Origin of the sequence: Rathayibacter sp. VKM Ac-2801, from assembly GCF_009834245.1 — a bacterium.
GTDB lineage: Bacteria > Actinomycetota > Actinomycetes > Actinomycetales > Microbacteriaceae > Rathayibacter.
The window spans coordinates 2,057,911-2,083,285 of sequence record NZ_CP047183.1 but is presented as its reverse complement, the minus strand read 5'-3'; the positions used below and the strand labels follow the sequence as shown (position 1 = coordinate 2,083,285).

Below are 25,375 nucleotides of genomic sequence, written 5' to 3'. Positions count from 1 at the left end.
GCGGCGCCTCTCAGCGGACCGATAGCTTTCGGACGCCAGGACGCGGCCGTGGATCGGGATCGATTCGCACGGGGGGCTGCAGCGTCGACGACCGGTCCTCCACCATGACGAAGGGTGGTAGTCCGTGGTGCCTACGAGCACGAGGAAGCGCTGGATCAGGACGGGGGCGGCGCTCGCGAGCATCGCGGCCGTCGCAGCGGGATCGCTGGTGGCGGCGGGACCGGCCTCCGCAGCGAACAGGGTGATCACGGTCGCGCCCGCGCCCTACTTCTGGTCGGACAACGGCCGGTTCGGCAGCACCGAGCCGCTGCCGGTGCCCGGAGACGCGACCACGCTGACCGTCGAGCTGCCCGACTCCACCGCACCCGACACCTTCACCGAGTGGTCGCACCCCGGCTACCGGGTCGTGGAGTGGCAGCTGGGCAGCACCGCGACGGACCTCGCGAGCGGCGAATCCGTCGTCGACACCGCCACCAATTCGATCGACATCCCGATCGGGCGCGCCGCCGGCTCCTTCGGCGGCACCTCGCTCTCGCTCCGCCTGAACGGCGTCGAGGACGAGGCGGCCGACGCCTACGCTCCGGCCGGCGTCGACCGGACAGGCTTCGTCCTCGGCCTCTCCGCCACCCTCGCCGTGGCTGCTGCGAGCGGATCCACGGAGGCCGACCTCGACCTGTCGACGTCCACCTCCTCCGATCGCGCCGGCGGCGAATTCTGGGCCGGCGGCGGCACCGTCACCGAGGCCGGCGCGGGCGACGTCATCGTCCTCGACTCCGGCGTTCCCGGCTTCTTCGACCTCGCGGGCCTCAGCGCCACGGTCGGCACGGACGACGGCGGCCGCCTGAAGGCCGCCCCCACGGTCGTGGAGGACGGACGAGGCGTCGCGATCCGGCCGACCCAGGAGTTCTTCGACCGCTACCTCAACTTCAGCGACACGTCGCCGCTCGGAGCCCCGTCCGTCGAGGTGAAGGGACTCAGCCGTGGCGGCGAGCAGCCGGCCGGCACCGGCGTCATCGTGCGCGCGCCGCTGCGCGTCGTCCCGTCGACGACCACCCCCACCCCGACGCCGACCTCGGGCACCGGCCCCGAGGTCGTCCGCCTCGCGGGCACCGACCGCCAGGGCACCGCCGTCGAGATCTCGAAGGCGACCTTCGACACCCCCGGCGTGCCCGTCGTCTACATCGCCACCGGCGCGAACTTCCCCGACGCGCTCAGCGCTGGTCCCGCCGCCGCGAAGCAGGGCGGCCCGCTCCTCCTGGTCGACCGCGACTCGGTGAGCCAGGTCGTCCGCGACGAGCTCACCCGTCTCAAGCCCCAGCGGATCGTCGTCGTCGGCTCCGACCTCAGCGTCAGCGACGCCCTCGCCACCGACCTCGGCCAGTACGCGAACGGGAGGGTCTTCCGCCTCGGAGGCACCGACCGCTACGACACGTCGCGGAAGATCATCGAGAGCGCCTTCGGAGGCGGCTCGCCGAAGGGGGCCTGGCTCGCGACCGGCGAGAAGTTCCCCGACGCGCTCAGCGCCACCGCCGCCGCGGGCAAGAACTCCGCCCCCGTCGTCCTCGTGAACGGCGGCCTCCCGGCGGCCGACCCGACCACCGTCGGGATCCTGAGGGGGCTCCGGCCTCCGGTGCTCACCATCGCGGGCTCCGAGCTGTCGGTCAGCGCCGGCATCCAGAACTCCCTCACGGTGCCGGCCGGACCGGCCGTGACCCGCATCGGCGGAGTCGACCGCTACGACACCTCGGAGCAGCTCAACCGGGCGGCCTTCCCCCGCGGGTCGAAGACCGTGTTCCTGGCCACCGGCGAGAACTTCCCCGACGCCCTGGCCGGAGCCGCGGCCGCCGGGCGCACGGGGAGCCCCCTCTTCGCCGTGCCCCCGACCTGCGTGCCGGTCAAGGTGCTGCAGGACATCAAGGCCGGCGGAGCGACGCGCGTCGTCCTCCTCGGCGGCACCGGCACCCTGTCGCCGGCCGTCCAGAAGCTGACTCCCTGCAGCTGAGCCGACCCGCACCACGACGAGGGCCCTCCTCCCGCTCCGGCGGGGAGGGCCCTCCGTCGTCTCCCGGCTCCGCGCCGCGAGCGTCGGATACGCTGAGTCGGATGGACAGCACCACCCGGCGCGCGGACTCGACGCGCGCCGCGCTCGAGGAGTCCGGGAAGAAGGTCGGGACGTGAGCATCCGCCGCTCCAACTTCGAGGGCCAGCCGCAGGTCACCTACGCGGCCGTCGGCGGCACGCTGGCCCCCGACCTGCTCGAGTACCCGCCGGACGGCTTCACGGCCGAGCGCTTCGAGGCCCGGCTCGGCTCGGGCGACGAGCGCTTCGCCATCACCACCGCGTCCCTGATGACCTGGGGCGTGCAGCGCGGCAGCGGCATCGAGGTGACCGACATCACCAGCGGCAGCGGCGTGCAGTACACCGGCGTCAACTTCGACGCCGCGGGCACCCCGATCGACCTCGTCAGCCGGCCGACGGAGGAGCACTTCGCCCCCGACGGCACCCCCTACATCACCGCCGGCGTCACCGCCGTGCTCCGTGTGACCCTGCTCGGCCGCGTCTTCGACGCCCCGGTGCGCGTGGTCTACGTCGTCGACGAACCCGACCAGGTCGGCTTCGCCTACGGCACTCTCGAGGGCCACCCCGAGAGCGGCGAGGAGTCCTTCGTCGTCGAGAAGCGCGCGGACGACTCGGTCTGGCTCGTCATCCGGGTCTTCTCGCGTCCCTCCACCCGCCTCTACCGCCTGGGCGCGCCGCTGCTGCGCGCCGTGCAGAAGCGCCAGGTCGCCAAGTACCTGCGCGCGCTGCTGCCGGCGCGCGTCAGCTGACGTGGGGAGCGCCCTCCCGATCGCCGATCCTGCTCCGCTCGACGGCGGACTGCCCGCGTCCGTCGTCGACGGCGTGGAGCAGCGCGACCTCGGCCTCTACGTGCACGTGCCGTTCTGCCGGGTCCGCTGCGGGTACTGCGACTTCAACACCTACACGGCGACGGAGCTCCGCGGGGCGAAGCAGCAGGACTACGCCGACGAGGCGATCACCGAGATGGCTCTCGGCGCCGAGGTGCTCGAGCGCGCGGGCCTGCCCCGGCGCCCCGCCCGCACGGTCTTCTTCGGCGGCGGTACGCCCACGCTGCTGCCCGCCGGCGACCTGGTGCGGATGCTGGACGGCCTCCGCACCCACTTCGGGGTCGCGCCCGACGCCGAGATCACCACCGAGGCGAACCCCGACTCCGTCGACGCCGCCTACCTCGGCGCGCTGGCCGAGGCGGGATTCACCCGAGTCAGCTTCGGCATGCAGTCGGCCGTGCCGCACGTCCTCGCCACGCTGGAGCGCACCCACGACCCGGAGCGGGTCCCGCTCGTGGTCGAGTGGGCGCGGGAGGCCGGCCTGCAGGTCAGCCTCGACCTCATCTACGGCACGCCGGGGGAGTCCCTGGCCGACTGGGAGCGGTCGCTCGACTCCGCGCTGGCCAACCGGCCGGACCACCTCTCGGCCTACGCCCTGATCGTGGAGGACGGCACGAAGCTCGCCCGGCAGATCCGCCGCGGCGAGGTCGCGACCCCCGACGACGACCTCACCGCCGACATGTACGAGCTCGCCGACGCGCGCCTGGCCGCGGCCGGGTACTCCTGGTACGAGGTCAGCAACTGGGCGCGCGACGACGCGCACCGCTCCCGGCACAACCTCTCGTACTGGCTCGGCCACGACTGGTGGGGCGTCGGTCCCGGCGCGCACAGCCACGTCGGGGGCGTGCGCTGGTGGAACGTGAAGCACCCGGCGGCCTACGCCGACCGGCTGAGCACCGGAGCCTCGCCCGCTGCCGGGCGCGAGACCCTCGACGCGGGCACGCGGCGGGTGGAGGACGTGCTGCTGCGCTCGCGCCTGGCGGACGGGCTGCCGATCGACTCGATCGACGCCGCTCGGCGCAGCGAGGTGGCGGGGCTCATCGCCGACGGCCTCGTCGACGGCCGGGCGGCGCTCCGCGGGCGGATCGTGCTGACCCTGCGCGGCCGTCTGCTGGCCGACGCGGTCGTGCGCCGGCTCACCGACGGCTGAGGCCGGGTCCCGGGGCGGCCCGCGAACGGCCGCCCCGGTGCCGCGGCTACTTGAAGAACGGGATGCTGAGCGGGTACGTGTAGTACTCGCCCGCGCTGGCGCGCACCGAGGCGATGATCGCGAAGACGATCACCAGGATCGGCACGACCAGGAACACGATGAAGCCGACGAGCACGAAGGACAGGATCGTCCCGGCGACGTAGGCGATCAGCGTCGTCAGGTGGAAGTTGAGGGCCGTCTTGGCGTGCGCCTCGAGGAACGGTCCGCGCCCCTTGAAGACCAGGAAGACGATCAGCGAGGGCAGGAAGCTGAAGAAGATGCCGGTCACGTGCGTGACGATCGCCCAGGTCTTCTCGTCGGCCGGGTTCAGCGGCGGAGCCGGGGTCCCGTAGACGGGGGGCGGGGGAGGGGTGGCCGACATGATGGTCTCCGTTCCGGCGGCGGCGACGGGCTTCCCCCGTGCACTCGGCGTCCATCGTGGCATGAGGCGACCCCCCGCGCACCGGGCCGCGCGGGACCTCCTCCTCGGGGATGACGGGGCTCCTCCCCGAGGCCCTGCAGGAGTGCACCCCGGCCGATCCCCGCGCAACCCCGCCTGGCGGTCTGCCTCCCGGTTATGATTGGCACTCAGAGTTGCGGAGTGCCAGGCTCCGCGCGGCGTCAGCGCCGCAGACGGTCGTGCCCGCGGGCACTCGGAGTCCGGCGGGAGGTCGGTCGTATGGTGACGGAGCGCGGTCTCCAGGTCCTGCGCGTGATCGTGCAGGACTACGTGGCGAACCGGGAGCCGGTGGGCTCCAAGTCGATCGTCGAGCGCCACGCGTTCGGCGTCTCGGCCGCCACCATCCGCAACGAGATGGCCCAGCTCGAGGAGGAGGAGCTGATCGCGGCTCCGCACACCTCCTCCGGACGCGTGCCGACCGACAAGGGCTACCGCCTCTTCGTCGACCAGCTGGCCGACCTGCGCCCGCTCACCTCCGCGCAGCGCCAGGCGATCGAGACGTTCCTCGGACAGAGCCCGGACCTCGACGAGGTGCTGGTCAAGACCGTCCGCCTGCTCTCGCAGCTCACCAACAGCGTCGCGCTCGTGCAGTACCCGTCGTTCGGAGCCGCGCGGCTGCGCCACGTGGAGCTCGTCGCCCTCGCGCCCCGCCGCCTCCTGTCGGTGCTGATCACCGACACGGGCCGGGTCGACCAGCGCGTGCTCGAGACCCCGGAGGACGTGGACGACGCGCTCCTCGGCGAGATCCGCGCGAAGCTCAACACGGCCGTGCTCGGCCTGGGGCTCCAGCAGGCGGCCGAGACGCTCGGCTCCGTCGCGGAGCGCTTCAGCCCCGAGCGGCGGCAGGTGCTGACGCCGATCGTGCAGACCCTGCTCGAGCAGGTCGGCGCCAATCGGCAGGACCGCCTGGTCATGGCCGGCGCCGCGAACCTCGTCCGCACCGAGGAGGACTTCTCGGGCAGCATCTACCCGGTGCTCGAGGCGATCGAGGAGCAGGTGGAGCTCCTGCGGCTCTTCGCCGAGATGACTCCGGATCCCCGGGGCATCTCGGTGCGCATCGGCCGCGAGAACGCCCCGTTCGGGCTGCAGGAGACCTCGGTCCTCACGAGCGGCTACAACACCGCGGGCGGCCAGATCTCGCGCCTGGGCGTGCTCGGACCGATCCGGATGGACTACTCCGGCAACATCACCGCGGTGCGCGCCGTCGCCCGCTACCTCTCCCGCCTCCTCGGCGAGGAGTAGGCCCGACCTCCCGGCCCCCGCCGGTTCCCCCGGTGCGCCGCGCCCGGCCCACCGACCCACGAACGAAGGACGAAGCCACCTGTGGCCGATCACTACGAAGTGCTGGGCGTCGACCGCGACGCCTCCGCCGACGAGATCAAGAAGGCGTACCGCCGACTCGCCCGCGAGCTGCACCCCGACGTCAACCCGAGCGCGGACGCCTCCGAGCGCTTCAAGCTCGTCACGCACGCCTACGACGTCCTGAGCGACGCTCAGCAGCGGGCGCAGTACGACCGCGGGCCCCAGGAGGGGTTCGGCGGCGGAGGCCAGGGCTTCGGCGGGTTCGGCGACATCTTCGAGACCTTCTTCGGCCAGGGCGCGCAGGGCTCGTCCCGCGGACCGCGCTCCCGCCGCGAGCGCGGTCAGGACGCCCTGCTGCGCGTGGAGGTCTCGCTCGACGAGGTCATCTTCGGCGCCCACCGCGACCTCGAGGTCGACACGGCGGTGCTCTGCGAGACGTGCCAGGGCTCGTGCTGCCAGCCCGGCACCTCGCCGGTGACCTGCGACATCTGCCACGGCTCCGGCCAGATCCAGCGCACGGTCCGCTCGCTCCTGGGCAACGTGATGACGGCGAGCCCCTGCGGCACCTGCCGCGGCTACGGCACCGTCATCGCGACCCCCTGCTCCACCTGCCAGGGCCAGGGACGCGTCCGCGCCCGCCGCACCATCCCCGTCGACGTCCCCGCGGGAGTCGACACGGGCCTGCGCCTGCAGATGCCCGGCAGCGGCGAGGTCGGCCCGGCCGGCGGCCCCAACGGCGACCTGTACCTCGAGATCAAGGTCAAGCACCACGACGTCTTCAGCCGCAACGGCGACGACCTGCTCTGCACCCTCGAGGTGCAGATGACGGACGCGATCCTCGGCTCCACGGCGTCGCTCAAGGCGCTCGACGGCGACATCGAGATCGAGATCAAGCCGGGCACGCAGAGCACCGAGATCGTCACGATCAAGGGTCGCGGAGTCACGCGTCTGCGCGGCAGCGGACGCGGCGACCTCCGCATCGGCATCCAGGTCGTCACCCCGACGAAGCTGGGCCACCGCGAGCGGGAGCTGGTCCAGGAGCTGGCGAAGCACTACAAGCCGCAGAAGCCCGCGCTGACCCACTTCCAGCAGGGCCTGTTCTCCAAGCTCCGCGACCGCTTCCTGGGCTGAGCCCGTGGCGCACCACTACATCGACGAGTCGCTGGACTCCGACGGCTTCGTCGTCGGGGGCCGGCTCGCGCTCACCGGCGCGGAGGCCCGGCACGCCGCGACCGTCAGCCGGATCCGCGCGGGCGAGAGCGTCCGGGTCGGCGACGGGCGCGGGCTCGTCGCGACCGCCCTCGTCGAGAGCGCGGAGCCGGCGCGGGTGGCGCTGGTCGTGGAGTCGGTGCAGGAGTCCCCGGTGCCGTCCCCGCGCCTGGTCCTCGTCCAGGCGCTCGCGAAGGGCGACCGCGACGAGCTCGCCGTGCAGGCGGCGACCGAGCTCGGGGTGGACGAGGTCGTCCCGTGGCAGGCCGCGCGGTCGATCTCGCGGTGGTCGGGCCCGAAGGAGGAGAAGGGGCGGGAGCGCTGGCGCGCCATCGTTCGCGAGGCGAGCAAGCAGTCGCTGCGCCCCTGGGTTCCCGAGGTCGCGCCGCTCGAGCAGGTGCGCGGTCTCGTCGCGCGCGCCGCGACCGCGCGCGTGCTGGTCCTCGAGCCCTCGGCGCAGGCGCGGCTCTCCCAGGTGGTCCCCGACGGACGCGATCTGGTGCTCGTCGTCGGGCCCGAGGGCGGCATCGCTCCGGAGGAGTTGCGGCTGCTCGCGGAGGCGGGCGCCGAGGCCGTCGCGCTCGGCGACTCCGTCCTGCGCACCTCGACCGCCGGGCCTGCTGCGATCGCCGTCCTCTCGGCCCGCCTGGGCCGCTGGTGACGCTCCTCCCCAGGCGCCTCGGGGCGCCGGAGCAGGGTGCCGTGGGCGAACGCGGCTCCCGCCGCGCACGGGCCCCGTTTAAGATGAGTGCATGAGCGAACCCACCGTCTTCACGCGCATCGTCCAGGGCGAGATCCCGGCCGATGTGGTGTTCGAGAACGAGCGCATCCTCGCGATCACCGACATCGAGCCGAAGGCGCCCGTCCACCTCCTCGTCTTCCCGAAGACCCAGGAGTACGCCACGGTCGCCGCCCTCGCCGCCGCCGATCCGGCCCTGCTCGCCGAGATGGTGCAGGTCGCCCAGTCGCTCGCCGACGCCCACAGCAACGGTCAGTTCCGCCTCGTCTTCAACTCCGGCGAAGAAGCGGGCCAGACCGTGTTCCACGTCCACGCCCACGTCCTGGGCGGCCACCAGACGGAAGGCTCCCTTGCCAGCGGTTGAGAACACGGGCGCGAGCCCCGACGAGCGTCCCGCCCCCGGCGCGGACGCGTCCGAGACGACGCGGCGCGTCGTCGCCGTCGACGGAGTCGCGATGGTGCGCCTCCTCGGACCCCAGGACCGCCTCATCCGAGCGGTCGAAGGACGATTCCCCGATGTCCGGGTGCACGTGCGCGGCAACGAGGTGACGCTCGACGGCGAGCGCGAGCCCGTCGCCGCGGCGACGCGCCTGGTGGAAGAACTGGTGCGCATGACCGCGAGCGGGCACGATCTCGACCCGGAGGGCGTGCGCGAGTCCGCCCGCATCCTGCAGAACGGCGGGCCGATGAGCCCGGCCGAGGCGTTCGGCCAGGCCATCCTCACCGCCCGCGGACGGAGTGTGAGGCCCAAGACGCTCGGCCAGCGCGAGTACGTCGACGCGGTCGATCAGAACACGATCGTCTTCGGCATCGGCCCGGCCGGGACCGGCAAGACCTACCTGGCGATGGCGAAGGCCGTGCAGTCGCTGCAGCGCAAGGAGGTCGAGCGGATCATCCTGACCCGTCCGGCGGTCGAGGCGGGGGAGCGGCTGGGCTACCTGCCCGGCTCGCTCACCGACAAGATCGACCCGTACCTGCGGCCGCTCTACGACGCGCTCAACGAGATGATGGACCCCGAGATCGTCCCGAAGCTGCTCGCGGCCGGCACGATCGAGGTCGCGCCGCTCGCCTACATGCGCGGGCGCACTCTCAACAACTCGTTCGTCGTGCTCGACGAGGCGCAGAACACCACGCCCGAGCAGATGAAGATGTTCCTCACCCGCCTCGGCTTCGGCTCCAAGATGGTCGTCACCGGCGACATCACCCAGGTCGACCTGCCGACCGGCGCGAGCGGACTCCGCCTCGTGACGCGGGTTCTCGACGGCATCGACGACATCCACTTCTCGCGCCTGACCAGCGAGGACGTGGTGCGCCACAGCCTGGTCGGCCGCATCGTGGACGCGTACACCGAGTACGACCAGCAGAAGCAGGCGCAGCACTTCGAGCGCGAGCAGGCCCGGGAGTTCGCGAACCGCGCCGAGCGCCGGGGCCAGGCCGCCCGTCCGCCCGGCGACCGCCAGCCTCCGCGCGGCTGAGTCCGCCCGCCCCTCCCGAACCGAAGGAAGACCCGCCCCCGTGAGCATCGAGATCAACAACGAGTCGAGCGTCCCCGTCGACGAGGCCGCCCTGCTGCGCCTCGCCGGCTACGCGCTCGACTCGCTCCACGTCCACCCCGACGCCGAGCTCGCGATCGTGCTGGTCGACGAGGGCGCGATGGAGCAGCTGCACGTGCAGTGGATGGACGAGCCGGGGCCGACCGACGTGCTCAGCTTCCCGATGGACGAGCTGCGCCCCGGCACCGAGGACGAGCAGACCCCCGCGGGGCTCCTGGGCGACATCGTGCTCTGCCCGCAGGTCGCGCAGTCGCAGGCCGAGGCGGCGGGCCACTCCGTGCTCGACGAGCTCCAGCTGCTGACCGCCCACGGGCTCCTGCACCTGCTCGGCTTCGACCACGCCGAGCCGGAGGAGGAGCGCGAGATGTTCGGCATCCAGCGCGACATCCTGGTCGGCTTCCACATCAGCGAGCGACGCCGCTAGAGCGCGCCGTGCCCACTCTCCAGCTCCTCATCGCCGCCCTCGCGCTCGTCGCCGTCGGCGGCTGGTTCGCGGCGACCGACGCCGCACTCGGCGTCCTCTCGCGCAGCGACCTGCTCGACATGGCCCAGCACTCCCGCAGCGCCCGCGCGCTCCGCGCGATCGCGGGCGACATGAGCGCCCACGTCAACGTCGTCAACTTCTCGCGGATCGCGGCCGAGACCACGGCCGCGGTGTTCGTCACCACGGTGCTGGTCGTCGAGGTGCCGCAGCTCTGGCTCGCGCTCCTGCTGGCGGTCCTCATCATGGCGGCGGTCTCGTTCGTCCTGGTCGGCTCCAGCCCGCGGAGCGTCGGGCGCGCGAACGCCCGCGCGGTCCTGTCCACCAGCGCCTCGCTCGTGCACGTGCTCCGGCTCGCGCTGGGCCCGGTCGCGCACGGGCTCGTGGCCCTCGGCAACCGGGTGACCCCGGGGACCGGGCGCTCGGCGGGCTTCTCCTCCGAGGAGCAGCTGCTCAGCATGGTCGACGAGGCCACCGAGCAGGACGTGCTCGAGCAGGACGACCGCGAGCTGATCCACTCGATCTTCGAGTTCAACGACACCTTCGTCCGCGAGGTGATGGTGCCCCGCACCGACATGGTGACGATCGAGGCGACCTCCTCCGTCGGCGCCGGCATGGGACTCCTGCTGAGCCGCGGCATCTCCCGGCTCCCCGTGATCGGCGACGGCGTCGACGACGTCCTCGGCGTGCTCTACCTGCGCGACGTCGCCCGGCACACCTACGAGCGGCCGGACGACGACGACACGGTCGCCGATCTCGCGCGCCCCGCGCTGTTCGTGCCCGAGTCCAAGAAGGCCGACGAGCTGCTCCGCCAGATGCAGCTCGAGTCCAACCACCTCGCGATGGTCGTCGACGAGTACGGCGGCATCGCGGGCCTGGTGACGCTGGAGGACCTCATCGAGGAGCTCGTCGGCGACATCTCGGACGAGTACGACCGCGAGGTCGATCTCTTCGAGGAGACGGCGCCCGGCGTCTACCGCGTCTCGGCGCGCCTGCCGGTGGACGAGCTCGGCGAGCTGTTCGAGCTGGACCTCGAGGACGACGACGTCGACTCGGTCGGCGGGCTCCTGACCAAGGCCTACGGGCGCCTCCCCGAGCGCGGCGCGACGGCGCGGATCGGCGGAGTGCTGCTCGAGGCCGAGCAGGCGGACCCGCGCCGTGGGACCATCTCCACGGTGATCGTCCGCCGCGATCCCGATCTGGACACCGCCGGCGAGCCCGGCACCGGCCCCGTCGCGATCATCGCGGACGGCGGCACCACCACCCCCAGCCCGAGCACGGCTCCCACCCGCGGAGCCACGGGCGATCAGCACGAGGACGCACGATGACCGACACCACTCCCGCCGCCGCTCCCTACCGGGCGGGCTTCGTGTCCTTCGTCGGCCGCCCCAACGTGGGCAAGTCGACGCTCACGAACGCCCTCGTCGGCGAGAAGATCGCCATCACGAGCTCCAAGCCCCAGACCACGCGGCGCGCGATCCGCGGGGTCGTGCACCGCACCGACGGCCAGCTGGTCGTCGTCGACACCCCCGGCATCCACCGGCCGCGCACGCTCCTCGGCGAGCGGCTCAACTCGCTCGTCACCTCGACCCTCGGCGACGTCGACGTGATCGGGATGCTGTTCCCCGCCGACGAGCCGATCGGCCCCGGCGACCGCTTCATCAACGAGCAGCTCGACTCCTTCCCGCGTGCACGGAAGGTCGCGATCGTCTCGAAGGTGGACCTCTCCTCGAAGAAGTCCGTCGCGAAGCAGCTGCTCGCCGTGTCGGAGCTGCGCGAGTGGGACACGATCGTGCCGATCTCGGCCGTGACCGAGGAGCAGCTGGACGTCCTGGCCGTCGAACTGCTGCGCCTCATGCCGGTCTCGCCCGCCCTCTACCCGGAGGAGGCGGTGACCGACGAGGACCTGTCCTCGCGGATCGCCGAGTTCATCCGCGAGGCCGCCCTCGAGGGCGTCTCGGACGAGCTGCCGCACTCCCTCGCCGTGACGCTCGACGACATGGTCGAGCGCGAGGACGGCTCGCTGATCGACATCTACGCCAACGTCTTCGTGGAGCGCGACAGCCAGAAGGGCATCATCATCGGCAAGGGCGGCCAGCGCCTGCGCGAGGTGGGCGCCGTCTCACGGGAGCAGATCGAGCGCCTGCTGGGCCGCCGCGTCTTCCTCTCCATCCGGGTGAAGGTCGCCAAGGAGTGGCAGCGCGACCCGAAGCTGCTGGGGCGCCTGGGCTTCTGACGCCGGAGGGACGACGACGGTCACCCTCCAGGACGACGCTCCCGGGCGCGCGGACCCGTAGCGTGGACCCCATGCGCGCCCTCCTCGACCGACCGGCGGCCCTGCCGATCGCCGGGGCGCTGCTCGCCGCCCTCCACCTGCTGCTCGGGCTCACCGGGGTCACTCCGTCCGAGCGCATCCCCGGCGGCCTCGTGCTCGCGCTGGCCCTCGCGGTCGCGGGCTTCCTGCCCGCGCTCGCGCCCTCGCTCGTCGCGGTCGGCGCGCTCGCCGACGGAGGCGTCCTGCTGGGCGGCGTCCCCGTCGACGGGGTGCTCGTCGGCCTGGTCGTCCTCTGGCAGACCACCCGCCGGGTGGGCCCCTGGACCCGTGCCCTGGCGCTCGCGGGCGGCCTGATCCTCGCCGGGATCGGCGGCGTCACCGTCGCGCTCGGTCTCTCCGGCCCGCTCGATCCGTCCGGGCTCCCGGCCCGCGTGGAGTTCGTGGTCCTCGCCCTGGTCGCCCTCGCGGTCACCTCCGTGCTCGGTGCTGCGAAGGTCCTCGTGTACCTCAACGCGCTGCGGGCGCCGGTCCTCGCGGGCGATCGGATCGATGCGCTGCTGACGCGGGTCGCCGGCCCGCAGGACCCCTTCGCGGTGGGGGTCGCCGGCGGTCAGGCGCTGCTGCTCCTCCTCGTCGCCGGCCTCCCGTTCGCCGGGGTGGACGGCGGGATGCAGCTGCTGGTCGCGGGCGTGCTCGCGGTCGCGCTCGTGCTGCACCGGCGGTCCCCGGCGCTCGCACTCTCGATCGCCTGGGCCGGTGCCGCCCTGCAGATGAGCGCGAGCCTCGCTCCCGGACCGGCGGATCTGGCCATCCTGGCGGTCCTCTTCGGCGCCGGAGCGTCGGAGTCGCGGCGGATCCGGATCGCGGGCGCGGTGTCGGCCGTCCTCGGTGCCGTGGTCGCCGTCGTCTACCTCGTCCTCGTGTTCGACCTCGTCGCGAACGCCTACGACGGCCTCCTGCCGGCCGGCGCCACCTTCGGCGGGATCCTCGCGACGCTCGGCCTCTCCTGGACCATCGGCCTGCTCTCCCGGTCGGTCCGCCGGGCCCGGGAGGGCCAGACCCTGCGCGCGCAGGCCGAGCAGGAGCGCGCCCGGGCGCAGCGCGAGCTCGACACCGTGGAGGAGCGCAACCGGATCGCGCGCGACATGCACGACGTCGTCGCCCACTCTCTCGCCGTGGTGATCGCGCAGGCCGACGGCGCGCGCTACCTCGGTGCCGGCAGCCCCGAGCAGACCGACGCCGCGCTGCTGACCATCTCCTCCGTCGCACGGGACGCCCTCGGCGACGTGCGCGTGCTGCTCGCCCAGCTGCGCCACTCGCAGAGCGACGGCCCGCAGCCCGGCGCCCGCGACCTGCCGGCCCTCCTCGACAGCGTGGGCGGAGCCGGCGCCCCCGTCCGCGCCGAGCTGGCCGTCGACCTCGAGGCGGTGCCGCGCGCCGTCGGTCTCGCCCTGTACCGCATCGCCCAGGAGGCGACCACGAACGCTCTCCGCCACGGCCGCCCGGGCTCGCCGCTCGACATCGCCCTGCGCCAGGACGGCGGCGAGCTCGCCCTGACCGTGCGCAACGCCCGCTGTGCCGACGTCGAGCGCGACTCCCTGCCGGGCGAGGGCCACGGCCTGGTCGGCATGCGCGAGCGGGCCGCTCTCGTCGGGGGAGTGCTCGCCGCCGGCCCGGTCGGGGACGACTTCGTCGTCGACGCGCGCCTGCCCTCCTCTCCGTCCCTCGCCCGCACCGCCCCACCCCTCGCCTCCGGAGGCAGCCCCGCATGACCGACACCATCCGCCTCGTCCTGGTCGACGACCAGGCCCTCTTCCGCGCCGGCATCCGCATGCTCCTCGGCTCGCAGCCCGACCTCGAGGTGGTCGGCGAGGCCTCGGACGGAGCGGAGGGCGCGGAGCTGGTCGCGCGACTGGCCCCGGACGTCGTGCTGATGGACATCCGGATGCCGGGCGTCGACGGGATCGAGTCGACCCGGCGGATCCTCGCGGACGCGCAGGAGCGGCGGGTCGAGCCTCCGCGCATCCTCGTGCTGACCACCTTCGACCTCGACGAGGCCGCCGCGCGTGCCATCCGGGCGGGCGCGAGCGGCTTCCTCCTGAAGGACACGGAGCCCGGCTTCCTCCTCGCCTCCGTCCGCACCGTGCACGCGGGGACCGCCGTGGTCGCCGCCTCCGCGACCCGCGAGCTCTTCGAGCACTTCGGAGCGGCGGGCAGCGGACGGGAGACCCCGCCCGCCTTCGCGACCCTCACCGACCGCGAGCGCGAGATCTTCCACCTGGCCGCGCGGGGGATGAGCAACACCGAGATCGCCCGCGCCGAGTTCCTGAGCGAGGCCACGGTGAAGACGCACATCAGCCGCACCCTCGGCAAGCTCGGCCTGCGCGACCGCGTGCAGCTGGTGGTCTACGCCTACGAGAACGGCCTGGTCTCGTAGAGCGGGACGCCGGGGTGACGCGCCGCGGGGGCGGTGCTACCCTGACCGGGTGCGCTTCGGACAGCTCCTCCTTCTCCGCCGCGACGAGATCTGATCCTCAGGCCATCCTCGTCGCGGAGTCCGTCGTCGGCTGAACCATCCCTCGCCCGCGAGGTCGATCCGCATCCGGGTCCCCGCGAGACCGCCCGACCGGCACCGCCCACCAGCGGTGCCGCGTGCGAGCGGGATCGGTCACGAGCGAGAACAGACACGTGCGCACCACTGCGCCGGGAGAGCACCTCATGCTGAACAACCAGAAGCCGTCGCCCATGCCGATCGGCAAGTACCGTCCCTTCCACGAGCTGATCGCCGTGGACCTGCCCGACCGCACCTGGCCGTCGAAGCGGATCACGTCCGCGCCCCGCTGGTGCGCCGTCGACCTGCGCGACGGCAACCAGGCGCTCATCGATCCGATGAGCCCCGAGCGCAAGCGCATCATGTTCGACCTGCTGGTCCGGATGGGCTACAAGGAGATCGAGGTCGGGTTCCCGAGCGCGAGCCAGACCGACTTCGACTTCGTTCGCAGCCTCATCGAGGAGGGCGCGATCCCCGAGGACGTCACCATCCAGGTGCTGACCCAGGCCCGCGACCACCTGATCGAGCGCACCTACGAGTCGATCCGCGGCGCGCGCCAGGCGATCGTGCACCTCTACAACTCCACGAGCGTGCTGCAGCGCGAGGTCGTGTTCCGCAAGGACCGCCAGGGCATCATCGACATCGCCCTGGCCGGCGCCCGCAAGTGCCGCGAGATGGAGTCGACCGTCCCCGGCACGGCCGTCTACTACGAGTACTCGCCCGAGAGCTACACCGGCACCGAGCTCGACTTCGCCCGCGAGATCTGCGACCGCGTGGTCGAGGTCTTCGAGCCGACCCCGGAGCGCAAGGTCATCCTGAACCTGCCCGCCACCGTCGAGATGGCCACCCCGAACGTCTACGCCGACTCGATCGAGTGGATGAGCCGCAACCTCGCCCAGCGCGAGAACATCGTGCTGTCGCTGCACCCCCACAACGACCGCGGCACGGCCGTGGCGGCGGCCGAGCTGGGCTACCTGGCCGGCGCCGACCGGATCGAGGGCTGCCTCTTCGGCAACGGCGAGCGCACCGGCAACGTCGACCTGGTCGCGCTGGGCGTCAACCTGTTCACCCAGGGGATCGACCCGCAGATCGACTTCAGCGACATGGACGGCATCAAGCGCACCGCCGAGTACTGCAACCAGCTGCCCGTGCCCGAGCGCAGCCCCTGGGCGGGCGACCTGGTCTTCACCGCCTTCAGCGGCTCGCACCAGGACGCCATCAAGAAGGGCTTCGAGGCGATGCAGGCCGAGGCCGAGCGCACCGGCCGCAGCGTCGACGAGCTCACCTGGGCGGTGCCCTACCTGCCGGTGGACCCGAAGGACCTGGGCCGCTCCTATGAGGCGGTCATCCGCGTCAACTCGCAGTCCGGCAAGGGCGGGGTCGCGTACCTGCTGAAGACGGACCACGCGCTCGACCTGCCGCGCCGGCTCCAGATCGAGTTCTCGGGCGTCGTGCAGGCCAAGACCGACGCCGAGGGCGGCGAGGTCACCAGCGAGCAGATCTGGACGGTGTTCCAGGACGAGTACCTGCCGGCGCCCGCCGAGCGCGCCGACGAGAAGTGGGGCCGTTTCGAGCTGCTGCGCACGAACACGTCGAGCGATCTGGGCGGCAGCATCGCCCTGGACGCGGTGCTCCGGGTGGGCGACGAGCGCGTCTCGGCCAGCTCGCGGGGCAACGGCCCGATCAACGCCTTCGAGGCCGTGCTGGAGCAGCAGGGCGTCGAGGTCCGGGTCCTCGACTACGTCGAGCACGCCCTCAGCGCCGGAGGCGACGCGCTGGCCGCCTCCTACGTCGAGTGCACGGTGAACGGCCGCACCCTGTGGGGCGTGGGCGTGGATGCCGACATCTCGACCGCCTCGCTCAAGGCCATCGTCTCGGCCGTCAACCGCGCTCTGCGCGAGGAGGTCCCGGTCCGCGAGCTGGCCGGCGCCTCGGCCTGACCCGCACCGCCGCGACGCCTCGAGCCGTCGGGGGAGCCCGCACCAGCGGGTCCCCACGGCGGCTCGCTCCGTCCGCAGCGGAGCAGCGGCCTCAGGTGCGCCGGCGCCAGCGGAGGCGCGGCACGCCCCTCAGGGCGCGCTGCTCGGGCAGGCTCCAGCCGTAGCGCACCGCGAGCAGGCGGATGAGCGTCACCACCGCCACGGCGAGGGGCGCCGCGAAGTCGATCGTCACCCCGAACCGCAGCGCCACGACGAGCACTCCCGTGCCGACGGACGCCGCGACCGCGTACAGCGAGCCCACGTGCATCAGCGCGATCGGGCGGTTGAGGAGGATGTCGCGCACGACCGAGCCGCCGACCGCCGACACCGTCCCGACGAACACGGCCGGCACCTCCGGCACGCCGAGCGACAGGGCCTTCGTGGTGCCGATCGCGCCGAAGAGCCCCAGGGTCAGCGCGTCGAGGGCGGTGATGGTGCCGTCGACCCGGTTGAGCACGTGCTGCAGCAGCATTCCGAGGAGCGAGGCGGTCACAGCGACGAGGAGGTAGGCGTTGGTGTGCAGCGCCACCAGCGGGGTCTGCAGCAGCAGGTCGCGGAGCACGCCGCCGCCGAGGCCGGTGGCCGTGCCGATGATCGTCACGCCGAGCAGGTCGATCCGGCGGTCGCGGAACTCGCCCGCGAACATCGCGCCCTGGAGGCAGCCGATGGCGATCGCGAGCAGGTCGGCCCAGGCCGGGATCTCGAAGAGGGAGGCTGCCACCCGGACATCGTTCCACGGCGCGAGCCCTGCTCCGGCCGGGCTGCCAGGCCGGTGTCGGGGGTCGGGGGGATAATCGGGGGATGCCCACCTATCGCGACGAAGCCGTGGTGCTACGCACGCACAAGCTGGGCGAGGCCGACCGTATCGTGACGCTGCTCTCGCGCAGCCACGGCAAGATCCGCGCGGTGGCGAAGGGCGTGCGCAAGACCGGCTCCAAGTTCGGCTCGCGGCTCGAGCCGTTCATGGTCGCCGACCTCCAGCTCTACGAGGGCCGGAGCCTCGACATCGTCACGCAGGCCGAGTCGCTCGGCGCCTACGGTGCGCTCATCGCCGCCGACTACGACAGCTACACCGCGGCGAGCGCGATGGTCGAGACGGCCGACCGCCTCACCGACGCGGACGCCTCCCTGCAGCAGTACCTCCTGCTCGTCGGGGCCCTGCGCTCGCTCTCGAAGCACGAGCACGAGCCGGTGCTGACCCTCGACTCCTACCTCCTGCGGGCGCTCTCGATCGCGGGCTGGGCGCCCAGCTTCGAGGACTGCGCGCGCTGCGGCGCCCCCGGACCCCACGGCGCGGTCGTGGTGCAGCTCGGAGGCGTCGTCTGCACCGACTGCACGCCGCCCGGCGCACCGCGGGTCGCACCGGAGGTCGTGGTCCTGCTGGGCGCGCTGCTCACGGGAGACTGGGCCCACGCCGAGACCACCGAGCCGACCACGCGGTCGCGGGCGAGCGGAGTGGTCGCCGCCTACACGCAGTTCCACCTCGAACGCGGTCTGAGATCCCTGGAGCACGTCACCCGATGAAGCCCTTCACCCACAAGGACGCCGAGCCGTACCGCCCCCTCGACTGGACCGGGATCCACCCGCCCGCGATCCCGCGGAAGGCCGTGCCGGGCCACGTCGCGATCGTGATGGACGGCAACGGCCGCTGGGCGAACTCCCGCGGCCTGACGCGGATCGAGGGGCACAAGCGCGGCGAGTCGGCTCTGCTGGACGTCGTGGCCGGAGCGATCCAGATCGGCGTGAAGCACCTCAGCGTCTACGCGTTCTCGACCGAGAACTGGAAGCGCTCGCCCGAGGAGGTGCGCTTCCTGATGGGCTTCAACCGCGACGTTCTGCACCGCCGCCGCGACCAGCTCAACGAGTGGGGCGTGCGCATCCGCTGGGCCGGCCGGAAGCCGCGCCTGTGGGCGTCGGTGATCAACGAGCTGCAGTTCGCCGAGCGGATGACCGCGGACAACGATGTGCTCACCCTCACGATGTGCGTCAACTACGGCGGGCGCACCGAGATCGCCGACGCGGTGCAGCGGCTCGCTTCCGAGGTCCAGGCAGGGCGTCTCAAGCCCTCCGGCATCTCCGAGAAGACGATCGCCCGGGCGCTGTACGTGCCCGAGATGCCGGACGTCGACCTCTTCGTGCGCTCCTCCGGCGAGCAGCGCACCAGCAACTTCCTGCTCTGGCAGAGCGCCTACGCCGAGATGGTGTTCCTCGACCGGCTCTGGCCGGACTTCACCCGGGCCGACCTCTGGGATGCGATCGAGCACTACTCCGGCCGCTCCCGCCGGTTCGGCGGCGCGGTCGACGTGCCGGGGGCCTCCTCGTGATCCGGGCCGGGATCGTCGGCTTCGGGCTCGCGGGCAGCGTCTTCCACGGTCCGTTCCTCGCGGCCGACCCGGCGTTCGAGGTCGTCGCCGTCTCCACGCGCGACGCCGGTCGGATCGCGGCGGCCTCCGCCGCGCATCCGCTCGCCAGGATCGTGCCCGACCTCGACGCGGTGCTCGCCGAGCGGCCGGAGCTGGTCGTGCTCGCCTCGCCGCCGTCGGTGCACCGGGAGCAGGCCGTCCGGGTGCTCGAGGCCGGTGCCGCCGTCGTGATCGACAAGCCCTTCGCACCGAGCACGGCCGACGCGGACGCGATCATCGCCGCCTCCGAGCGCAGCGGCGCGCCCGTCTTCGTCTTCCAGAACCGACGCTGGGACGCCGATCTGCTCACCCTCCGCCGCCTCCTGGGCGAAGGAGTCCTCGGTGAGGTCCTCCGCTTCGAGTCGACCTTCGAGCGCTGGAGCGCGCCGAAGACGGGCCGGTGGCAGAGTGGGACAGGTCCGGCGGAGGGCGGCGGGATCCTCTTCGATCTCGGCAGCCACCTGGTCGACCAGGCGCTGCTGCTCTTCGGCCCGGCGGTCGTGACGGCGGCCGAGACCCGGACCGTCCACGAGGGCTCGGCGAGCGAGGACGACGCGTTCGTCTCGCTCCTGCACGACAGCGGCGTGCGATCCCACCTCGCCATGAGCCGCGTCGCCCGGGCGACCGGCCCCCGCTTCCGCGTGCTCGGCACGCGCGCCGCGTTCAGCGTCGACGGTCTCGATCCGCAGGAGAGCGCGCTCCGCACCGGCGGCGCCCGGCCGGACGACGAGGGCTTCGGCGAGGTCACGCCGGAGGGCTGGGGCGTCCTGGTCGACGAGTCCGGCTCCCACCCCGTGCCGAGCGAGCGGGGACGCTACGCCGCGTTCCTCGAGCAGGTCGCGCGGTCGCTCCAGGAGGGCGCTCCCTCGCCGGTCGACGTCCGCGAGGCCCGCGAGGTCGTCGCCGTCCTCGAGCAGGCGCACGCCCTCGCCGCCCGCTGACCGGGCCCGCCGCCGACGCGCCCGGTCGCTCCCCGGTCTTGGCGATCCGGCTCCGGAGCGTCATCCTCGAGGGGTGAGCACCGCACTGCCGAACCACGCCGACCTGCGCGCGCGCTTCACCGGTGCCCGCGGCTACCACAACGCCTGCACCCTCGGCCTGCCGCCGCGGGAGACCGTGGAGGCGCTGCGCGCCGACCTCGACGTCTGGTCGTCCGGGGAGAGCACGGCAGCCGCCTACGGAGCGGTCGCCGAGCGCGCTCGGGCCTCGTTCGCCGCGATCGCCGGCGTTCCGGTCGACCGCGTCGCGATCGGCTCGCAGACCTCCGCCATGGCCGCCGTGCTCGCCGCCTCGCTCCCCGACGGGGCCCGCGTCCTCTGCGTGGACGGCGACTTCTCCTCCATCGTGTTCCCCTTCCTCGCCCAGGCGCACCGCGGAGTGGTCGTGCGCTCCGTCGCGCTCGAGGCGCTGGCCGACTCCGTCGAGGACGCGGACGACCTCGTCGTCTTCTCCGCCGTGCAATCCAGCAGCGGGGCCCTCGCCGATCTCGACGCCGTCCTCGACGCGGCCGCGCGGCACGGGGTGCGGACCGCGTGCGACCTCACGCAGGCCGCCGGCGTCCTGCCGGTCGACGCCTCCCGCTTCGACGCGACCCTCACCCACGCCTACAAGTGGCTGTGCTCGCCGCGCGGAGTGGCGTTCCTCACCGTTTCGCCCGCCTATGCGGCCGAGCTCGTCCCCGTTCAGGCGGGCTGGTACTCGGGGGAGGACGTGTGGTCGTCCTGCTACGGACCGGCGATGCACCTGGCCGAGAACGCCCGCCGCTTCGACGTCTCGCCGGCCTGGCAGGCGTTCGCCGGAGCCGAGGCGTCGCTCGCCCTGTTCCGCTCGCTCGACCTCGACGCGGTCTGGGCGCACGCCTCCGGTCTCGGAGACTCGCTGTGCGAGCGGCTGGACCGGGAGCCTCAGCACCGGGCGCTCGTGTCCTGGCCGGACGAGGGGGGAGCCGACCTGGAGCGGCTGCAGGCCGCGGGTCTGCGCGTCTCGGGCCGCGGCGGCCGGCTCCGCATCGCCTTCCACCTCTGGAACGACGAGTCCGACGTGGACGAGCTCGTCCGCGTGCTGCGGGAATAGCGGAGCGCCCCCTCCGTTGTCCTGGGGGTGAGTGCTGAGCCGAGCCCCCTGTCCGTCGACGTCTGGTCCGACATCGCCTGCCCCTGGTGCTACATCGGGAAGCGCCGGTTCGAGCGGGGCCTCGAGGCCTTCCGCGCCGCGCACCCCGAGGCTCCGGAGGTCGTCGTCGAGTACCGCAGCTTCGAGCTCTCGCCGGACACCCCGGAGGACTACCGCGGGGGAGAGGCGGCGTTCCTCGCCGAGCACAAGGGCGTCCCGGAGGCGCAGGCGCAGGAGATGCTCGACTCCGTCACGGCGATCGCGGCGAGCGTCGGCCTCGACTACCACTTCGAGTCGGTGCGCCACGTCAAGACGGTCACCGCCCACCAGGCGCTCCACCACGCCAAGGAGAACGGACTGCAGCTCGAGCTCGTCGAGCGGCTGCTGAGCGCGTACTTCATCGAGGGCCGCGACCTGGCCGACCCGGACGTGCTCGCCTCGCTCGCCGGCGAGGTCGGGCTCGACCCGGCGGAGACGCGCCGCGCTCTCGAGGACCAGCGCTACCTCGGGCGGGTGCAGTCCGACATCGCCCAGGCCCGCGAGTACGGGATCTCGGGGGTGCCGTTCTTCGTCCTCGACGGGCGCTTCGGCGTCTCCGGCGCCCAGGAGCCGGCGGCGTTCACCGAGGTGCTCGAGCACGTGCTGGAGCAGCGGGCGGCCGTCGCATGAGCGGACCGTTCGAGATGCTCGGCGGCTCCGACGGGCCGCTGTGCGCGGACGGTGTCTGCGCCGTGCCGCCGGACGCGGGAACCGGACCGCGGACCGTGCCGTCGATCAGCGCGGAGGCTCCTCCACGGTGATGTCGGCCACGGTCGCGCCGTAGGCGGCCACGAGGGCGTCCGCGTCGACGAAGGCGCTGCGCCCGTCGGCCCCCGCTCCCATCGCCACGCGGCGGCCGAGGATCCGCTCGTCGGCGTAGACCGGCCAGGCCGTCGTGGAGCCGATCGGGGTGATGGTGCCGCGCCGGTAGCCGGTCGCTTCGAGGGCGGCCGTCTCGTCGGGGAGGCGGAGCTTGTTCACTCCGACCACCGCGCGCAGCTTCGGCCATGCGATCTGCCGCCCGCCGGGGACGAGAGCGAACAGGTAGCCGCCGTCGTGGCGCTTCACCACGAGCGACTTCACGATGTCGCCGGGCTCGATGCCGAGCAGCGCGGCCGCCTCGTGCAGGCTGCCGGCAGTCGGCCTCTCCACGATCTCGACCGCCAGGCCACGGGCGGACGCGTCCGCCTCCAGCCGCTGCGAACCGTCCTCCACAGGTGTGCTCCCGCTCATCTCTCCACCTCTCCGCTCGTCACTCCGCCTTCCCCAACACAGGATCTGGGAGAATCGATACCGATGTCCTCCACTCTCACGGCCGCCCCGCCCGCGCGCACCGCGCCGGCGCTCCGGATCGGCCCCCTCGAACTCGACGCGCCGGTGGTGCTCGCCCCCATGGCGGGCATCACCAACACGGCGTTCCGCCGCCTCTGCCGCGAGTTCGGCAACGGCCTCTACGTCAGCGAGATGATCACCTCCCGCGCGCTCGTCGAGCGCACGCCGGAGTCGATGCGCCTCATCCGCCACCACCCCAGCGAGTCGGTGCGCTCGATCCAGCTCTACGGAGTGGACCCGGTCACGGTCGCCGAGGCCGTCACCATGCTCGTCGCCGAGGACCGGGCCGACCACATCGACCTCAACTTCGGCTGCCCCGTGCCCAAGGTCACCCGGAAGGGCGGGGGAGCGGCTCTGCCGTGGAAGCTCCCGTTGTTCCGGCAGATCGTCGAGGGCGCCGTGAAGGCCGCCGGCGACGTCCCGCTCACCGTCAAGATGCGCAAGGGCATCGACCCGGACCACCTCACCTACCTCGAGGCCGCCCGTGCCGCCGAGGGCGCCGGAGTCGCGTCGATCGCGCTGCACGCGCGCACCGCGTCGGAGTTCTACAGCGGGCACGCCGACTGGTCGGCGATCGCCACGCTCAAGGAGACGGTCACGAGCGTGCCCGTGCTGGGCAACGGCGACATCTGGTCGGCCGAGGACGCGCTGCGGATGATGGCCGAGACGGGCTGCGACGGAGTCGTCGTCGGTCGCGGCTGCCTCGGGCGCCCCTGGCTCTTCGGCGACCTGGCCGCCGCGTTCGCCGGCTCCGACGAGCGGTTCCGCCCCTCGCTCGGGCAGGTCGCCGAGGCGTTCCGCCGCCACGCGGAGCTGCTCGTCGACTTCTTCGAGAGCGAGGAGCGCGGCTGCCGCGACATCCGCAAGCACGTCGCCTGGTACTTCAAGGGCTACGCCGTCGGCGGCGACCTCCGCGCCCGCCTGGCGACCGTCGAGTCGCTCGCGCAGCTCGACGAGCTCCTGGCGACGCTCGACTGGACGCAGCCCTACCCCGGCGAGGCGGCCGAGGGGCAGCGGGGCCGCGCCGGCTCGCCGAAGGTCCCCTCCCTGCCGGACCGCTGGCTCGAGTCCCGCGAGCTCGACGCCGGGCAGCGCGACGCGGTCTCGGCCGCCGAGATCCACAACAGCGGTGGATGACCGCGCGCTCTGGGGGTACTCGCTCGTCGACACCGAGCGATTCCTGCCGGAGGACCACTCGACCCGCCGCTCCGACTTCGCCCGCGACCGCGCCCGGCTCTTCCACTCCAGCGCGCTCCGCCGCCTGGCCGCGAAGACCCAGGTGCTCAGCCCTACGGCCGGTGTCGACTTCGCGCGCAACCGCCTGACGCACTCGCTCGAGGTGGCGCAGATCGGCCGGGAGCTCGCCACGAGCCTCGACCTGGACCCCGACGTCGTCGACACGGCCTGCCTCGCCCACGACATCGGGCACCCGCCGTTCGGGCACAACGGCGAGCGCGCGCTCAACACCTGGGCCGAGGGGATCGGCGGCTTCGAGGGCAACGCGCAGACCTTCCGGCTGCTCACGCGGCTCGAGCCGAAGGTGTTCGGCGAGGACGCCCGCCCCTACGGGCTGAACCTCACCCGCGCCAGCCTCGACGCGAGCTGCAAGTACCCCTGGCCCGACACGCGCTCGGTCGCCGACCCGTCGGGCCGCGCCAAGTTCGGCTTCTACGCCGACGACGCCCCCGCGTTCGCCTGGATGCGGGAAGGCGCCCCCGAGGGGGTGCGCTGCATCGAGGCCGAGGTGATGGACCTCTCGGACGACATCGCCTACTCCGTGCACGACTTCGAGGACGCGGTGGTCTCCGGATACATCGACGTCGAAGCACTCGGCTCCCGCGCCGACCACGAGGACCTCGTGCAGTCGATGCACTCCTGGGTGGGCGGGGAGGTCGGACACGACGAGCTCGTCGCCGCCTTCGACCGACTCGACTCGCTCGACGTGTGGGTCTCCTCCTGGGACGGCTCCCGCCGCGACCAGGCCCGGCTCAAGAACCTCACCAGCCAGCTCATCGGCCGCTTCGCCGCCGCCGCCACCGAGGCCACCCGCGAGGCCTACCAGCACCCCGACCTCGTCCGCTTCGGCGGCCACGTCGTCGTCCCCCGCGAGCAGCAGGCCGAGATCGCCGTCCTCAAGGGCATCGTCGCGACCTTCGTGATGTCGCGGAACACCCGCCAGCCCATCTACGCCCAGCAGCGCGAAGTCCTCACCCGCCTCGCCGACACCCTCCTCGACCGCGGCCCGGGAACGCTCGAGCCCGGCTTCGCCGAGGACTGGCACGCCGCCGGCGACGACGACGCCCGCCGCCGCGTCATCGTCGACCAGGTCGCGAACCTCACCGACCAGAGCGCCCTCGCATGGTTCGAGAGGCTGTGTTGAATGCGCTGAGCCGGGCGGCGCCCGGCTCAGCGGTGCCGCCGGTCCTCGCCCGGCGTCACCGCGGTCGGCTTGTCGAGGTGGCGCGTTCCAGGGAGCGGGGTGCGTCCGCCTAAGGCGATCCGCTGGCACGCGGATCGGCCGTTCGGCGGCGCCGGTGCCACGCCGGTCCCTGCCCGGCGTGGCGCGGTCGGCTTCTCGACGGGGTGCGATTCGTAGAGCGGGGTGCGTCCGCCTAGGGCGATCCGCTGGCACGCGGATCGGCCGTTCGGCGGTGCCGGTGGCGCGCCGGTCCTCGCCCGGCGTGGCGCGGTCGGCTTGTCGAGGTGGTGCGTTCCGGGGAGCGGGGTGCGTCCGCCTGGGACGATCCGCTGGCACGCGGATCGGCCGTTCGGCGGTGCCGGTGGCACGCCGGTCCCTGCCCGGCGTGGCGCGGGCGGCTTGGTGACGGGGGTGCGTTTCGTGGAGC

The 25,375-nt window shown here is 73.0% G+C and carries 24 protein-coding genes; 21 read left to right on the top strand and 3 right to left on the bottom strand.

The window, feature by feature from the left end; translation table 11 throughout:
• Positions 1-124: 124 nt before the first annotated feature.
• From GSU45_RS09625 to hemW, 3 genes are all read left to right on the top strand, one after another.
• Positions 125-2,002, top strand: a complete 1,878-nt coding sequence (locus GSU45_RS09625) for a cell wall-binding repeat-containing protein (RefSeq protein ID WP_159914524.1) — start codon at positions 125-127, stop codon at positions 2,000-2,002.
• A gap of 172 nt (positions 2,003-2,174) precedes the next feature.
• Positions 2,175-2,828 (top strand): DUF1990 domain-containing protein, encoded by a 654-nt coding sequence (locus GSU45_RS09620; RefSeq protein WP_244248081.1) that lies wholly within the window; start codon positions 2,175-2,177, stop codon positions 2,826-2,828.
• A gap of 1 nt (position 2,829) precedes the next feature.
• Positions 2,830-4,056: a radical SAM family heme chaperone HemW gene (hemW, locus tag GSU45_RS09615; RefSeq protein ID WP_159914522.1), complete on the top strand. Its 1,227-nt coding sequence runs from the start codon at positions 2,830-2,832 to the stop codon at positions 4,054-4,056.
• Positions 4,057-4,102: 46 nt separating this feature from the next.
• Here the strand turns inward: hemW and GSU45_RS09610 are convergent, their stop codons facing one another.
• Entirely contained in the window at positions 4,103-4,477 is a 375-nt protein-coding gene (locus GSU45_RS09610) for a DUF4870 domain-containing protein (RefSeq protein ID WP_104223130.1), read from the bottom strand.
• A gap of 297 nt (positions 4,478-4,774) precedes the next feature.
• Between GSU45_RS09610 and hrcA the strand changes: the two genes are divergently transcribed.
• From hrcA to leuA, 11 genes are all read left to right on the top strand, one after another.
• Complete coding sequence (gene hrcA / locus GSU45_RS09605) at positions 4,775-5,797, top strand: heat-inducible transcriptional repressor HrcA (RefSeq protein ID WP_104276574.1); 1,023 nt, start codon at positions 4,775-4,777, stop codon at positions 5,795-5,797.
• A gap of 81 nt (positions 5,798-5,878) precedes the next feature.
• Complete coding sequence (gene dnaJ, locus GSU45_RS09600) at positions 5,879-6,988, top strand: molecular chaperone DnaJ (RefSeq protein ID WP_159914520.1); 1,110 nt, start codon at positions 5,879-5,881, stop codon at positions 6,986-6,988.
• A gap of 4 nt (positions 6,989-6,992) precedes the next feature.
• Positions 6,993-7,727 carry a 16S rRNA (uracil(1498)-N(3))-methyltransferase gene (locus GSU45_RS09595; protein ID WP_159914518.1) on the top strand — a complete coding sequence of 245 codons (735 nt, stop codon included), beginning with the start codon at positions 6,993-6,995 and terminating at the stop codon, positions 7,725-7,727.
• Positions 7,728-7,818: 91 nt separating this feature from the next.
• A complete protein-coding gene (locus GSU45_RS09590) occupies positions 7,819-8,169 on the top strand; it encodes an HIT domain-containing protein (protein ID WP_159914516.1) in 351 nt (116 codons plus the stop codon).
• Positions 8,170-8,260: 91 nt separating this feature from the next.
• Positions 8,261-9,280, top strand: coding sequence for a PhoH family protein (locus GSU45_RS09585; protein WP_159917029.1), 1,020 nt, complete (start codon positions 8,261-8,263; stop codon positions 9,278-9,280).
• Positions 9,281-9,320: 40 nt separating this feature from the next.
• A complete protein-coding gene (ybeY, locus tag GSU45_RS09580) occupies positions 9,321-9,782 on the top strand; it encodes an rRNA maturation RNase YbeY (protein ID WP_159858479.1) in 462 nt (153 codons plus the stop codon).
• An 8-nt stretch (positions 9,783-9,790) separates the two neighbouring features.
• Complete coding sequence (locus tag GSU45_RS09575) at positions 9,791-11,167, top strand: hemolysin family protein (protein ID WP_104223425.1); 1,377 nt, start codon at positions 9,791-9,793, stop codon at positions 11,165-11,167.
• Positions 11,164-12,075: a GTPase Era gene (gene era / locus GSU45_RS09570; RefSeq protein WP_159914514.1), complete on the top strand. Its 912-nt coding sequence runs from the start codon at positions 11,164-11,166 to the stop codon at positions 12,073-12,075. The genes GSU45_RS09575 and era overlap by 4 nt, the downstream gene beginning before the upstream one ends.
• A 71-nt stretch (positions 12,076-12,146) precedes the next feature.
• Positions 12,147-13,886, top strand: coding sequence for a histidine kinase (locus GSU45_RS09565; RefSeq protein ID WP_159914512.1), 1,740 nt, complete (start codon positions 12,147-12,149; stop codon positions 13,884-13,886).
• Complete coding sequence (locus GSU45_RS09560; protein WP_104234459.1) at positions 13,883-14,551, top strand: response regulator transcription factor; 669 nt, start codon at positions 13,883-13,885, stop codon at positions 14,549-14,551. The genes GSU45_RS09565 and GSU45_RS09560 overlap by 4 nt, the downstream gene beginning before the upstream one ends.
• 281 nt (positions 14,552-14,832) lie before the next feature.
• Positions 14,833-16,605 (top strand): 2-isopropylmalate synthase, encoded by a 1,773-nt coding sequence (gene leuA, locus GSU45_RS09555; protein WP_159917027.1) that lies wholly within the window; start codon positions 14,833-14,835, stop codon positions 16,603-16,605.
• A 91-nt stretch (positions 16,606-16,696) separates the two neighbouring features.
• Here leuA and GSU45_RS09550 read toward each other — a convergent pair whose 3' ends face one another.
• Positions 16,697-17,365: a TRIC cation channel family protein gene (locus tag GSU45_RS09550; protein WP_159914510.1), complete on the bottom strand. Its 669-nt coding sequence runs from the start codon at positions 17,363-17,365 to the stop codon at positions 16,697-16,699.
• 80 nt (positions 17,366-17,445) lie between these two features.
• Between GSU45_RS09550 and recO the strand changes: the two genes are divergently transcribed.
• The 5 genes from recO (at position 17,446) to GSU45_RS09525 (ending at position 21,827) form a co-directional block, all read left to right on the top strand.
• Positions 17,446-18,168 (top strand): DNA repair protein RecO, encoded by a 723-nt coding sequence (recO, locus tag GSU45_RS09545; RefSeq protein WP_104276822.1) that lies wholly within the window; start codon positions 17,446-17,448, stop codon positions 18,166-18,168.
• Positions 18,165-18,968: an isoprenyl transferase gene (locus GSU45_RS09540; RefSeq protein ID WP_159914508.1), complete on the top strand. Its 804-nt coding sequence runs from the start codon at positions 18,165-18,167 to the stop codon at positions 18,966-18,968. The genes recO and GSU45_RS09540 overlap by 4 nt, the downstream gene beginning before the upstream one ends.
• Positions 18,965-19,987, top strand: coding sequence for a Gfo/Idh/MocA family oxidoreductase (locus tag GSU45_RS09535; RefSeq protein ID WP_159914506.1), 1,023 nt, complete (start codon positions 18,965-18,967; stop codon positions 19,985-19,987). The genes GSU45_RS09540 and GSU45_RS09535 overlap by 4 nt, the downstream gene beginning before the upstream one ends.
• A gap of 73 nt (positions 19,988-20,060) precedes the next feature.
• Entirely contained in the window at positions 20,061-21,119 is a 1,059-nt protein-coding gene (locus tag GSU45_RS09530) for an aminotransferase class V-fold PLP-dependent enzyme (protein WP_159914504.1), read from the top strand.
• Positions 21,120-21,146: 27 nt separating this feature from the next.
• A complete protein-coding gene (locus GSU45_RS09525; protein WP_159914502.1) occupies positions 21,147-21,827 on the top strand; it encodes a DsbA family oxidoreductase in 681 nt (226 codons plus the stop codon).
• Between the two features lie 105 nt (positions 21,828-21,932).
• On the opposite strand, the gene GSU45_RS09520 is transcribed toward GSU45_RS09525, so the two are convergent.
• Positions 21,933-22,430 carry a YbaK/EbsC family protein gene (locus GSU45_RS09520; protein ID WP_159914500.1) on the bottom strand — a complete coding sequence of 166 codons (498 nt, stop codon included), beginning with the start codon at positions 22,428-22,430 and terminating at the stop codon, positions 21,933-21,935.
• Between the two features lie 63 nt (positions 22,431-22,493).
• Here GSU45_RS09520 and dusB point away from each other — a divergent pair, with 63 nt between their 5' ends.
• Together dusB and GSU45_RS09510 are read left to right on the top strand one after the other, a co-directional pair.
• On the top strand, positions 22,494-23,666 hold the full coding sequence (gene dusB / locus GSU45_RS09515; RefSeq protein ID WP_104223437.1) for a tRNA dihydrouridine synthase DusB: 1,173 nt from the start codon (positions 22,494-22,496) through the stop codon (positions 23,664-23,666).
• Positions 23,659-24,909, top strand: coding sequence for a deoxyguanosinetriphosphate triphosphohydrolase (locus GSU45_RS09510; protein ID WP_159914498.1), 1,251 nt, complete (start codon positions 23,659-23,661; stop codon positions 24,907-24,909). Before dusB ends, GSU45_RS09510 begins: the two co-directional genes overlap by 8 nt.
• The last annotated feature ends 466 nt before the right edge of the window (positions 24,910-25,375 follow it).